Source organism: Microbacterium sp. SZ1 (genome assembly GCF_002362255.1).
Classification (GTDB): Bacteria; Actinomycetota; Actinomycetes; order Actinomycetales; family Microbacteriaceae; genus Microbacterium.
This window is the reverse complement of the sequence record NZ_LPVV01000001.1, coordinates 262,001-274,458: the sequence shown is the minus strand read 5'-3', so window position 1 is coordinate 274,458 and position 12,458 is coordinate 262,001. Positions and strand designations below refer to the sequence as shown.

13 protein-coding genes are annotated in these 12,458 nt (G+C 71.0%); 4 read left to right on the top strand and 9 right to left on the bottom strand.

All coding sequences use genetic code 11. From position 1 onward, the window contains the following. Window positions 1-52: 52 nt before the first annotated feature. Complete coding sequence (locus tag AUC47_RS01305; RefSeq protein ID WP_096713420.1) at window positions 53-1,348, bottom strand: sugar ABC transporter substrate-binding protein; 1,296 nt, start codon at window positions 1,346-1,348, stop codon at window positions 53-55. A gap of 157 nt (window positions 1,349-1,505) precedes the next feature. On the opposite strand from AUC47_RS01305, the gene AUC47_RS01300 reads away from it, so the two are divergent. The 4 genes from AUC47_RS01300 to AUC47_RS01285 all read left to right on the top strand — a co-directional run bounded on the left by AUC47_RS01300 (window position 1,506) and on the right by AUC47_RS01285 (window position 4,868). Further along, window positions 1,506-2,768: an LCP family protein gene (locus AUC47_RS01300; protein WP_096713419.1), complete on the top strand. Its 1,263-nt coding sequence runs from the start codon at window positions 1,506-1,508 to the stop codon at window positions 2,766-2,768. 30 nt (window positions 2,769-2,798) lie between these two features. Next, window positions 2,799-3,659, top strand: coding sequence for a spermidine synthase (locus AUC47_RS01295; RefSeq protein WP_096713418.1), 861 nt, complete (start codon window positions 2,799-2,801; stop codon window positions 3,657-3,659). A 101-nt stretch (window positions 3,660-3,760) separates the two neighbouring features. Further along, complete coding sequence (locus AUC47_RS01290; RefSeq protein ID WP_096713417.1) at window positions 3,761-4,288, top strand: hypothetical protein; 528 nt, start codon at window positions 3,761-3,763, stop codon at window positions 4,286-4,288. A gap of 91 nt (window positions 4,289-4,379) precedes the next feature. Then, window positions 4,380-4,868, top strand: coding sequence for a SprT-like domain-containing protein (locus AUC47_RS01285; RefSeq protein WP_096713416.1), 489 nt, complete (start codon window positions 4,380-4,382; stop codon window positions 4,866-4,868). A 20-nt stretch (window positions 4,869-4,888) separates the two neighbouring features. On the opposite strand, the gene AUC47_RS01280 is transcribed toward AUC47_RS01285, so the two are convergent. The 8 genes from AUC47_RS01280 to AUC47_RS01245 form a co-directional block, all read right to left on the bottom strand. After that, window positions 4,889-5,401 carry a DUF3054 domain-containing protein gene (locus tag AUC47_RS01280; RefSeq protein ID WP_096713415.1) on the bottom strand — a complete coding sequence of 171 codons (513 nt, stop codon included), beginning with the start codon at window positions 5,399-5,401 and terminating at the stop codon, window positions 4,889-4,891. A gap of 41 nt (window positions 5,402-5,442) precedes the next feature. Next, on the bottom strand, window positions 5,443-6,099 hold the full coding sequence (locus tag AUC47_RS01275) for a 2-phosphosulfolactate phosphatase (RefSeq protein ID WP_096713414.1): 657 nt from the start codon (window positions 6,097-6,099) through the stop codon (window positions 5,443-5,445). 67 nt (window positions 6,100-6,166) lie between these two features. Further along, window positions 6,167-7,639 (bottom strand): ABC transporter permease, encoded by a 1,473-nt coding sequence (locus AUC47_RS01270; protein WP_096713413.1) that lies wholly within the window; start codon window positions 7,637-7,639, stop codon window positions 6,167-6,169. After that, complete coding sequence (locus tag AUC47_RS01265; RefSeq protein WP_096713412.1) at window positions 7,636-8,397, bottom strand: ABC transporter ATP-binding protein; 762 nt, start codon at window positions 8,395-8,397, stop codon at window positions 7,636-7,638. Before AUC47_RS01265 ends, AUC47_RS01270 begins: the two co-directional genes overlap by 4 nt. Window positions 8,398-8,581: 184 nt before the next feature. Beyond that, window positions 8,582-9,217 (bottom strand): response regulator, encoded by a 636-nt coding sequence (locus AUC47_RS01260; RefSeq protein ID WP_096713411.1) that lies wholly within the window; start codon window positions 9,215-9,217, stop codon window positions 8,582-8,584. Then, complete coding sequence (locus AUC47_RS01255; RefSeq protein ID WP_096713410.1) at window positions 9,214-10,392, bottom strand: sensor histidine kinase; 1,179 nt, start codon at window positions 10,390-10,392, stop codon at window positions 9,214-9,216. Before AUC47_RS01255 ends, AUC47_RS01260 begins: the two co-directional genes overlap by 4 nt. 64 nt (window positions 10,393-10,456) lie before the next feature. After that, a complete protein-coding gene (locus tag AUC47_RS01250) occupies window positions 10,457-11,248 on the bottom strand; it encodes a class I SAM-dependent methyltransferase (RefSeq protein WP_096713409.1) in 792 nt (263 codons plus the stop codon). 51 nt (window positions 11,249-11,299) lie between these two features. Further along, window positions 11,300-12,454 carry an AMP-binding protein gene (locus tag AUC47_RS01245; protein ID WP_096713408.1) on the bottom strand — a complete coding sequence of 385 codons (1,155 nt, stop codon included), beginning with the start codon at window positions 12,452-12,454 and terminating at the stop codon, window positions 11,300-11,302. Window positions 12,455-12,458: the final 4 nt, after the last annotated feature.

The window sequence follows — 12,458 nt, the reverse complement described above, 5'->3', positions numbered from 1 at the left end:
GGCCGGCAGTGGCGCGTGCACCATCGACATGGGGTGATATTGCCTAACTGTCTTACTGGTTGAGCAGCTCGGTCATCTCAGCAGCGGCATCCTTCGTCGCCGTTGCGACGTCCTTCTGCCCGCTGAGGATGGCCTGGATCATGGCGTTGGTCGTCTTCTTGGCCTGGACGGCACCGAAGTTCGGGGTGACCGGCACGGACGCGCCGCCCTCGACCATCTGCTCCGCGAACGGAGCGACCAGCGGGTCGGTCGAGGCGAGGGCCTCTTCCATCGCCGACTGCACGCCGGGGAAGTAACCGGTCTCGTCCGCCCACTTCTCGGCGAACTCGCCCGTGGTCATGAGCTTGACGAACTGCCACGCGAGGTCGGCGTTCTTCGTCGTGTTGAACACCGAGAGGTGCGAGCCGCCGAGCACGGACGGAGCGATGCCGCCGTCCTCACCGGGGATCACGGCCGCGCCGATCTTGCCGTCGAGGTCGGGTGCGGCCTCGATGAGGGCCTTGGGGGTCCACGAGCCGGAGAGCATCATCGCGACGTTGCCCTGCGTGAAGGCGTCGCGGAGGTCGGTCTCCTTCCAGGTGGTGGCGCCCGCCGAGGAGAACCCGTGCTCGGTCGCGAGTCCCGTGTAGAACTCGATCCCGGCCTGCGACTCCTTGCTGTCGAGCTCGCTGGTCCACTCGCCGCCGTCCTGCGTGGCGACCTCGCCGCCGGCGCCCCAGACCCAGGGGTAGACCTGGAACTCGGCGTCGCCCGGGACGGGGAACGGCAGCATGTCGGGCTTGGCGGCCTTGATGGCCTCGCCGGCGGCGACGATGTCGTCCCACGTCTTCGGAGCCTCGAGACCGAGCTCCTCGAACACGTCGGTGCGGTAGACGAGCGAACGGACTCCGGCGTACCAGGGCATGCCGTACAGCTCGTCGTCGTAGGTGCCGGCGACCGCGAGACCCTCGACGAGGTCGTCGCGGAGGCCCTTCTCGGCGTCGACGTACTCGTCGAGCGGCTCGAGCGCGCCCGCGTCGGCGAACTCGGCGGTCCAGGTGGTGCCGGTCTCGGCGATGTCGGGGGTGGTGCCGCCGGCGATCGAGGTCACGAACCGGTCGTGGGCGTCCGCCCACTGGATCTCCTCGATGGTGACGGTCGCTCCGGTCTCGTCCTCGAAGGCCTTCGAGACCTCGTCGTAGAAGGCGCTGGAGTCGGGGTTGGTGCCCTTCATGATCCAGACGGTGAGCTCCTGGCCTTCGCCGTCGACCGCTCCGCCGTTGTCGTCACCGGCTCCGCCGGCGCAGGCCGCCAGGCCCAGGGTGGCCACAGCGCCGAGCGCCACGACCGGAAGGATGCGCTTGTGCATCAGGGATCTCCTCTTTGAACGTCCTGGCGGGCTCGGGTGCTGCCTACCACGTAGGAAAAAGTATTCACGACTAACTAATTCCCTGCAAGTTGCTCCCGGAAACGTCATGCACCCGTAACATCGGGCTCCGCCAGGCTCGACGGGTAGGCTCTGCCGCATGTCAGGCGCCCTGGATGACACGAGAAGATCGACCGTCGCACGCCACGCGACCCTGCCGACGCCCACGGCACTCTCATCCTTCCTGAAGATCCTGGGCATCTCGCTCAGCGTGGTTCTGGTATCGGCCATCGCCATCGGCGGTTTCGTCGCGGCCGACCTCCTCAACCGCACCGGGGACGGCGCCGTCGCGCTCGAGGACGGCGGCGACGCCGCTCCCCCGGCACTCGGCGCCTACCCGGACGACAAGGCGTTCAGCATCCTCGTCGTCGGGACGGACGAGTGCGGCGAGATCACCACCCAGCTCCTCGGCGAGCGGTGCGAGGAGGCCGACGACGGCATCCGCAACGACGTCAATCTGCTCGTGCACGTGTCGGCCGCACCTCGCAACGTCACCGTGGTGTCGTTCCCCCGCGACCTGATGGTGCGCGTCCCCGAGTGCACGCGGGAGGACGGCTCGACCGCCTCGTCGATGTCGAAGGCGCCGATGAACTCCCTGTTCGACCACGCGGGCGTCTCGTGCATCGCGAAGACCATCACCGACCTCAGCGGCATCCCGATCGAGTTCGCCGCGAAGATCAGCTTCGACGGCGTGATCGAGATCACCGACGCGATCGGCGGCGTCGAGGTGTGCGTCGCAGGCGACGGGATCCGCGACCCTCAGGCCGGCATCGACCTGCCCGTCGGCACCCACACGGTCTCGGGCGCCGACGCGCTCGCGTTCATCCGCACCCGCCACGGCGTCGGCGACGAGAGCGACCTCGCCCGCATCTCCAATCAGCAGCAGTACATGTCGCGGCTGGCGAAGAAGATCCTCAGCGCAGAGACGCTCACCGATCCCTCGACCGTGCTCCGGCTCGCGAACACCGTCGCCGACAACATCGTCCCGAGCCAGTCGCTGAACAACCCGCTGACCCTCAGCCAGCTGGCCCTCGCGCTCAAGGACGTGCGGTTCTCGGACTTCGTGTTCGTGCAGTACCCCAACCTCGACGACCCCGACAACCCGGGCATCAAGGTGGTCCCCGACGAGCAGGCGGCTGAGCCGCTGTGGGCGGCGCTCGCGGCGGGCGAGCCGGTCTCGCTGTCGGGCGACGTGGCGACGAATCAGAGCGTCGAACTCGTCGAGCCCACGGAGCCCGCTCCCACAGAGGAAGCGTCGGCCACGCCCGCGCCGACGGAGGCTCCTCGTGCGACGCTGCCTCCCGAGATCTCCGGGCAGAGCGTCGACCAGGAGACGTGCTCGGTGGGCAACCAGTCCCGCTGATCGACGCGGGCGAGCGCGTAGTCTCAGAGCATGGGCAGGACGAGAGCGCGCGACACCGAGCATCCGCAGACCCGTCTCGACCATGGCGGCATCGCCCGCATCATCCCCTCCGAGTTCGCGAGCGGCTTCGAGCTCATCGTCGACGACACTCCGCAGTCGCACGTCGACCTCGACGACCCCACGCATCTGCACTTCGAGTACATCGTGCGGATGGGAGCGGTGATCGACCAGCTGCGCGACGGCCCTCTCACCGCGGTGCACCTCGGCGCGGGCGCGCTCACCATCCCCCGCTATGTGGCCGCCACCCGGCCGGGCTCGCGGCAGCAGGTCATCGAGCTGGAGGCGCCGCTCGCCGCTCTCGTGAAGGAGCATCTTCCGCTCCCCCGCGATGCCGCGATCCGGGTGCGCATCGGCGACGCCAGGGAAGGCGTCGGCCGTCTGCCCGCCGCACTGCAGGGGTCGTGCCACCTCGTCGTCTCCGACGTCTACTCCGGCGCGCAGACCCCCGCTCACCTCACGAGCGTCGAGTTCTACCGTGAGCTGCGTGCTCTGCTCGCGCCCACCGGCGTGCTGCTCGTCAACGTCGCCGACGGCCCCGGTCTCGCGTTCGCACGCAGGCAGGTCGCCACGATCGCCGAGGTGCTGCCCGAGATCGGTATCCTCGCCGACACCCAGGTGCTGAAGGGCCGCCGTTTCGGAAACCTCGTCATCGCGGCATCCGGCTCTCCCCTGCCGACGGAGTGGCTGCCGCGCACGCTGGCCGCAGGCCCCCACCCGGCGAAGATCGCGCAGGGGGCGGAGGTGGCGTCGTTCATCCAGGGCGCTCGCGTCGTGACGGACGCGGATGCCGTGCCCTCGCCACGTCCGGACGCCTCGCTCTTCCTGCGCTGAGCATCGACCGATCGATCGGATGCGGCGACTCGGGGCGTGCCGCCCCGGCTGGGGCGCCCACGGAGGGCACACTGGTCGGGGGATGCTGCGAGAGGAGAGCAATGAGTTTCATCCGTGGATACGACCACGAGAGTCTTCGCGAACTGGTCGATCTCGATGAATGCGCGGCACGCCTGGAGGAGATCTCGGGTCAGCGCAGCCTTCCCGCCCTGCTCGAGCGCGTGTGGCTGCTGAAGGTGCTGAACCGCCTCGACGATGCGCTCTCGGTCGCCGACGAGACCGTGCGTCAGGCTCGGATGGCCGGCACGCGCAAGGACGTGCTCCGCGCGCGCGTGCTGCACGCGACCGTGCTGCAGCATCGCCGAGCCCACGCCGCCGCCGAGCAGGAGCTGGCGACGTGCGCGACCGAGGCGGAGGGGCAGCGGTGGCTGTCGATCGCCGCGTTCGCGTACCACCACCACGGGCGCAACGCCTACGAGGCGGGCGACTACGACACGGCGCGCGAGAGCTTCAAGCAGTCGCTCTTCCTGCGTCGCGAGGCCGGTGCCGACGACCGGGAGCTCGAGACCGTGCTGCTCGCGATCGAGGCGGCCGAGCGCCGTCGCTCGTCGGAGCTGCTCGCTGGCTGACCCCGCTCGACGTCTGGACGGACGGATGACCGCCGCGGCGCCCGCGTGCGGATGCCGCCGCGATGTCGGCGGCATGGCTTAGCCTGAGCGCATGGCGGAACTTGACCGGGTGCGCGTCTGGGGCGAAGCACTCATCTCGATGCACCTCGACGACAGCTGGTCGTTCGGGTTCGACCATGCGAAGCGCCGCGCGGGTCAGTGCGACTACTCGAAGAAGCGCATCACGGTGTCACGGTATCTGGCCGCCCGGTTCGACGACGACGAGATCCACCAGGTGCTGCTGCACGAGGTCGCCCATGCGCTCGCCGGGCACGCCGCCGCGCACGGCCCGGTGTGGAAGCGCGTGGCGCGCGACCTCGGCTACGTCGGCGGCACCACGCACCACGGCGAGACGGCCGTCGAGCTCGCACCCTGGGTGGGGCGGTGCCCCGCCGGCCATGTGACCTACCGCCATCGACGACCATCGCGCGCGACGTCGTGCGCCCGCTGCTCGCGCACGTTCGACGCGCGGCACCTCTTCTCGTGGACCCGCCGCGAGATCACCGCCGATACGCGACTCGCGGCGCAGATGTCACGCTGACCGCGCGCGGGTCGCCGCGTTCAGTCGCGACGAGGATCGCGATCGTGCTCGGCGACACCGTCGTCCGACGCCGCGGGCTCCGATGCGGCAGCGTCGTCGATCGACGCAGCACCCGCGTGCTCGCTCGCGCCGTCGAGCGATCCGTCGTCACCGACTGAACCGGAAGCCGCCCGCGCGCTCGACCGACGGCGGAGGAGTGCTGCCACAGCACGCCACCCGACGAGCAGCACGCCGAGGACCAGTGTCGCGACGATGACGAAAGCGACCTGCGCCGTGTCGCCCGAGACGACGCGCAGGAGCATTCCGCCCACGACGGTCACGATCCACACCACAGCGCCCCACGCCAACGACCATGGCCGCCGAGGACGACCCGGCAGCAGCGCAGCCACGAGATGCCCGACCAGCAGCGCCACGAGGAACGGCCAGGCCGTGACGAGGAAGCCCGCGGCATCCTCCTGGTGAGACGCTCGCCCGATCACGGCGAAGACGAGCACGAACACGGCGTCGAGGATGAAGGCGGGGACGAACCTCATGCCCCGACCCTACGACCAGGTCGGCCGATCGGTCGCGAGACTCACGCGAAGGCGACGAACACCCCGTCGCGCAGCACCGGGACCGCGTCGATCGCGTCGAGCTCGGCGGCCTCCGTCGCGGTGGTCGGCCTCAGTCCCGCCGCCGTCATGCGGTCGGTGGCGGGCACGCCGTCGGCGATCTCGCGCGCCGACCCGCTCGCGCTGAGCATGTGACGCAGCGCGCGGCGGAGGGCTCGGAACCCTTCGGCCGCGACCGCGGCATCCGGCGCCGTGTGGTCGATGCCCAGATCCGTGAGGGCGGCGATCACGGCACCCGCGCCGAGGTGGTCCTCCACGGCGAAGCGGAGTCCTCCCGTGCTGTCGAGCTCGCCCGCCGCGATCACGGCGACCGACGTGCGGGCCTGGCGTCGCTCCTGCTCCACGGCGATGGCTCGCGCGACGGCACCCGCGTTGCGCACACTGCCGAGGAAGACCGTGGCCCCCTCGGCCGCGGCGGCCACGGCGGCGCCGTTGCGCGACCACTCCCCCGCGTCGGCGAGCGACACGGACGCGCCGGAGGCGACGGCATCCGCCACCGTCGACGAGAAGCGCAGCACGTCGACCACCACGACGACGTCGGCCGGGGCCAGCCGCCCGAGACCCTCGACGCCCCAGTCGAGGCGCACCTGATACGTGGACTGGTCGAAGGGAGTCGGCATCCGTCCAGCCTAAAGCGCGACGTCACCCTCGCCCTCCGACGAGGGCGAGGGTGACGGAAGATGACGCTCAGTCGGCGGCGAGTGCTTCGACCGGGGCGACTCGAGTCGCGAGCCTGGTCGGCGCGGCTGCCGCCACGAGGGTCAGCACCGCCGTCGCGACGACGATGATGACGACCGGGAGCCACGGGACGTGCGGCGCGACGAGCCCTGCGGGGGCGAAGTCGGGATAGGTCGGCACAGAGCCGAGCAGCGACTGGGCGGCGATCCAGCCGTAGACCACGCCCAGTACGAGTCCGGTGAGGGTCGCCGCGACCGTGATGTGCGTCGCCTCCAGCAGCACCATGCGGCGCACCTGCCGGTTCGACAGCCCGATCGACCGCAGCAGTCCCAGTTCGCGGCGGCGCTGGACGACGCCGATCGTCAGCAGGTTGACGAGACCCACTGCGGCGATCACCGCCGACACCGCGACGAGCACCATCATGACGCCGGCGAACGCGTCGTAGGGGGCGAAGAACTCCGGCGGCACCTCTCCGCCCGACTGGCCGATCATCATCTGCTTGACCGACTCGAGGGCGACCGCGAACAGCGTGACGAGCGTGACGCCCATGACCACGCCGATCGTCATGCGTGACGACCGCTCGGGGTAGCGGAGCGCGTTCTCGGCCGCGAGCCGCGCGGTGGCGCTCGACCCGAACAGCCGGCCGACCAACCGCAGCACGGGCGGCATGAACAGGACGGACCCGGTCGCGAGCCCCGTGAACGACAGGATTCCGCCGAAGAACCCCACGACGACGCCGACCGGGTGCAGCAGGCCGAGGCCGACACCGGCCGCGAGCAGAAGCGCCCCGGTGACGAGCAGGATCCATGCGCCGATGTGGCGGCGGGGGCGCGAGACCTCCTCGTGCGTGCGCTCGACCGACCCGCCGATCGCCTGCAGCGGGGTGACGGTCAGCACGCGACGCGATCCGGCCCAGGCCGCGGCCCAGGTGGTGAGCGCGACGCCGATGACGGGAAGCGCGACGAAGGGCTGCACGAGCGTGAAGCTCTCGGGCGAGGTGCCGATGAGCTGCGATCCGATCTGCACGCCCACGGCGGCGAGCCCGATGCCCGCGACGAGGCCGAGCAGCGCGCCGATCACGCCGACGACGAGCCCCTGTTTCCCGACCTCCGCGCGCTGCGATCGCGCCGATGCGCCGATCAGGCGCATGAGGGCGATCTGACGCGTGCGACCGGCGATGATCGTCGAGAACGTGTTCGCGGTGACGATCGCCGCGACGTACATCGCGACCCCCGTCAGCAGGACGGAGAGGATGCCGACGACGAGGGCGAGACTCTCGCTGTCGCCGATGAACGGGTCGGCCTGCAGCACCGCGCCGAGATACGCGGTCGTCTCGACGAGCACGACGCCGAAACCTGCCGACAGCGCGGCGACGAGGACGCTCGCGCCCATACCGCGGTCGCGGAGCCAGGCGAGCCGCGGCGCGGTGGCCGCCGTCTCGGGGACGATCGTGGTCGTCAGCGGCTCGGCCACGGCGGTCATGCCGTCACCTCAGCGGCGAGCATGTAGGCCGAGATCTCCTCGGCGCTCTGACGTGGGTGGTCGGCGACGATGCGACCATCCCCGAGGAACAGCACGCGGTCGGCATAGCTCGCGGCGATCGCATCGTGCGTGACCATCGCGATGGACTGTCCGTGCTCGCGACTCGCGGCGGCGAGCAGCTGCAGCACCTCGCGACCTGTCTGAGAGTCGAGATTTCCGGTGGGCTCGTCGGCGAAGACCAGGTCGGGGGCGGTCGCGAGAGCACGCGCGATGGCCACGCGCTGCTGCTGCCCGCCTGACAGCTGATGGGGTCGGTGATTCAGTCGAGGGCCGAGCCCCAGCGTCTGGACGAGCCCGTCGATGCGCGCTTTCTCGATCGCACTCGGCCGGCGACCGTCGAGCTCGAACGGCAGCAGGATGTTCCCCATCGCCGTGAGCGTCGGGACGAGGTTGAACGCCTGGAAGATGAAGCCGACGCGACGGCGGCGCAGGACCGTGAGGTCGAGGTCGCCGAGGCCGGTGATGTCGGTGTCGCCGATCCAGACGCGTCCGTCGGTCGGGGTGTCGAGCCCGGCCATGATGTGCATGAGCGTCGACTTGCCGGATCCGGACGGACCCATGATCGCGGTGAACTGACCGCGGCGGATTCCGACGCTGACGTCGTCGAGGGCGCGGACGGTGCCCTCTCCCGAGCCGTACGTCTTCGTGAGGTGCTGGACGCGGGCTGCGAGCCCGAGGTCGGTGGTCGTGATCTCCATGTCATCGACGCTATTTCCGGCGCCGTTCTCGGCGCGTCGCCCTGGCGGCGCATTCTCGTACATCGCGAGGATGATCCACTCTCACCCGAGCCACCCCTTTTCGCGCGACCCACCCCCTTAAGGGCACGCTCGAAGGGGGTGGCTCGCGCCGAAGGGGGTGGCTCGCGCTGAGGGAAGGGGTGGGTCAGGCCAGGCCGTGCTCGAACGCGAACACGACGAGCTGCACGCGATCACGCAGGGAGAGCTTGGTGAGGATGCGGCTGATGTGGGTCTTCACGGTCGCCTCGCTGAGGTATTCGCGCGCCGCGATCTCGGAGTTCGACAGGCCCCGTGCGGCCAGCGCGAAGATCTCCTGCTCCCGGTCGGTCAGGGCCGCGAACTGCGAAGGGACGGGCTTGGGCGCCTCGGCGAAGTGCTGGAAGAGCTCGCGTGTGGCGGATGCCGCGATCACGCTCGACCCGGAGTGCACCGTGCGGATCGCGGCGAGCAGGAACTCCGGGTCGGCATCCTTCAGCAGGAAGCCGCTGGCGCCCTGCCGTATCGCGCGCGCGGCGGCCTCGTCGAGGTCGAACGTCGTGAGCATGACGATGCGCGGCGGATCAGGCTGCGTGAGGATCTCGGCGGTGGCGGCGAGGCCGTCCATGACCGGCATCCTGATGTCCATCAGCACGACGTCCGGGCGCACCGAGCGGACGAGCTCGACGGCCTCCTGCCCATTACCCGCCTCTCCGACCACGTCGAGGTCGGGCTGGGAGGCGATGAGCATCCGGATGCCGGCGCGGAACAGCGCCTGGTCATCGACGAGTACGACCCTGATCATGCACCTTCTCCGATCGGGAGCGTCGCGCGCACGACGAACTGCGCGCCCTCCCGCTCCGCCTGAAGGGTACCGCCCACGAGCTGCGCCCGCTCGCGCATACCGATCACGCCGTGCCCGCCGCTCGGCTGCGACGACGCGGACCCGACCGCGTTGCGGACCTGGATCTCGACCCGGTCGGGCAGCCAGGCCAGATGCACGTCGACGGCTCCGTCGCCGTGGCGGATGGCGTTCGTCAGGGCCTCCTGCAGGATGCGGTAGACCGCGAGCTGGATCGCTCCCGGCGGCTCACCGGGGGGTGTCGGGTCGACCGTGATGCGCGGCTCGATGCCCGCCTGGCGCACCTGCGCGAACAGTGTCTCGAGGTCGGCGAGCGTCGGCTGCGGCCCGTCGCCCTGCCGGTGCCGCAGCTGGGTGAGCAGCAGACGCACGTCGCTGAGTGCTCCGCGTGCCGTCTGCGCGATCGTCCCGAGCGCCTCGGTCGCCATCTCCGGTTTGACGGCCGCCGCGTAGCGGGCCCCATCCGCCTGCGCGATGACGACGGCGAGCGAGTGCGCGACGATGTCGTGCATGTCGCGAGCGATGCGCACGCGCTCCTGTTCCTCCGCGGCGAGCGACTCGGCCTGCAGCTGCGCGGAGCGGGTGCGTCGGGCCCGCAGCACGACCCGCCACAGCAGACCGCAGACCCAGGCGAACCCGAGGGCGAGGATCGAGAGAGCCAGCAGCAGCGTGCCCGCCGTCAGCTGGTCCCAGCCGGTGCCCGTGCCGAACGAGGCCCCGCTCACGACGACCAGGAACACCGCCGCGACGAGACCGCCGAACAGCGCGGAGCCGAAACCCCACCACAGGACAGTGCGAGACCCCCACGCCGAGGTCGCGTACAGCACCAGAAGGATCGCCAGATCGATCGGAAGGGGACCGAAGCCCGCGAGCATCTGCAGCACCGCTCCGAGCCAGGCCGCGATCAACGCGAGCGCGGGAGAGAGTCGGCCGATCGCCACACCGCCGAACATGAGCAGACCCGCACCGATCACAGCGGCGGCCGCGGCGCCCTGCACGGCGAGGCTGCCGGTCGACGGTCCGTAGAAGGCCAGCGACAGCGGCGTGAGCAGAAGGAAGAGCACCCCCGCGCCCACGATGTCGAGGGCGAGCGCGGTGCGCGAGAGCGGGCGGATCACTCCCCTACGCTACGCGGCACGGCGCGTTCCCGGCATCCGCCTGCAGATGTATACGCCGGGCGCCTCAGGCGCGCGCGATGATCTCGCCGTGCGGAACAAGATACCAGCCGTCCCCGTCCGCGGCCCAGCGCTTCCACACCGCGCTGATGTCGTCGAGGTCGTCCGCGGTGGCCATGCCGGAGTCGACGAGCTGCCGCGCCAGGGCGGATTCACGGATGCGGTCGGCCCACATCCCGCCCCACCATGCGCGCTGCTCCGGTGTCGCGTAGCACCAGGTGGATGCCGTCGCCTCGACCTCCTCGAATCCCGCGGCGCGCGCCCAGGAGAGCAGACGTCGCCCGGCATCCGGCTCTCCGCCGTTCGCCCGCGCAGCGCGGCGGTACAGGTCGAGCCAGCGGTCGAGCTCGGGCAGCACGGGGAACGACAGGAAGCCCGCGTAGTCGGCGTCGCGCGCCGCCACGATGCCGCCGGGCACGGTGACCCGACGCATCTCCCGCAGCGCCTGCACCGGATCGGCCACATGCTGCAGCACCTGGTGCGCATGCACGACGTCGAAGCTGTGGTCGGCGAAGCTGAGGCCGTGCACGTCCTCGATCGAGAAGTCGAGGTTCGTCAGACCGCGCTCGGCCGCCAGCTCCCGCGAGAGCGACAGCGCGGCCTCGTCGATCTCGGTCGCGGTCACGTGCGCCACGACCGTCGCGAAGTCGACGGTGATGCTCCCGGGCCCCGCACCCACATCGAGCAGTCGGATGCCGTCGTGCAGGTGCGGTCGGAGGTACGCCGCCGAATTCGCGATGTCGCGGACGTTGTGCGAACGGAGGACGGACTCATGGTGCCCGTGCGTGTAGATGGCCATGCTCCAGTCTGTCAGGACGCCGGGTCGCCGCCCGACGAGATGCCGCGGCCGTCAGTGCAGGTCCGCGACCGCCCGGCGGATCGCTTCCCGGTCGGGCTTGCCCGAGGCGAGCAGCTGCAGCTCGTCGACGAGGATGAGCCGCGCCGGACGCGCATGCTTGCCGAGCTGCTCCGCGACGGCATCCCTGGCGTGCGCGAGCTGCTCGGCCTCACTGCGGCGCAGCGCCTCACCGCGGGCCGCCACGATCACGGACGCCTCTCCCCACCGCTCGTCGTCGACCGCGACGACCACCGCGCCGGCGAGTCCGGGCACGCCGCGGACGATCCGCTCGACGCGATCGAGGGAGACGTTGATCCCGCCCGACACGATGACGTTGTCCGCGCGGCCGTGCACCCGCACCACGCCGTCCTCCACGAGGCCGAGGTCGCCCGTGCGATACCAGCGGATGCCGTGCTCGTCGCGCACGAAGTTCCTGGCCGTCAGAGCGCCGTCACCGATGTACCCGTCGGCGAGCATGGGTCCGGCGATGCGCAGCTCGCCGTCGACCGCGCGCACGAGAGCACCGTCGAGCGGAGCGCCGTCGTAGACGCACCCGCCGCTCGTCTCGGTCGCCCCGTACGTGCGCACGAGCCGGATGCCGAGGTCGGCGGCGCGCTCGCGCAGCGGCTCCGGAAGCGCCTGGCCGCCCACGAGGATCGCGCGGTAGGCGCGGAGCGCCGCGAGAACGGGGCCATCAGCGGCGGCATCGAGCAAGGTCGAGAGCTGCGCCGGCACGAGAGACGTGAAGAGCTCGGGGATGCCGTCGCCGGGCGCCGGCCGCAGCAGGGACAGCGTCGCCTCGGCGAAGGCCTCCGGCGAGAACCGCCCATCGAGCGCGACCGGCTCCGTGCCCGCGAGGATGGAGCGGACCACGACCTGCAGTCCGGCGACGTAGCCGCCCGGGAGCGCCAGCAACCAGCGCCCTGATCCGATGCGCTGGGCGGTGGCCTCGGCGCTCGCCCGCAGCGCTTCTGCGCTCAGCGCCACCCGCTTCGGGATGCCGCTCGACCCCGACGTCGCGATGACGACGGCGGTGCCCGCCGGCACCCAGTCCGGCGCGTCGGCGAGCATGCCGAAGCCGAGCGCCGGTCCGCCGTCCATCGCCCGGACGAGCGCGTCCCGGAGCAGCGCCGGATCGTCGGCATCCATCGGGATCAGCGCGACCATGGGC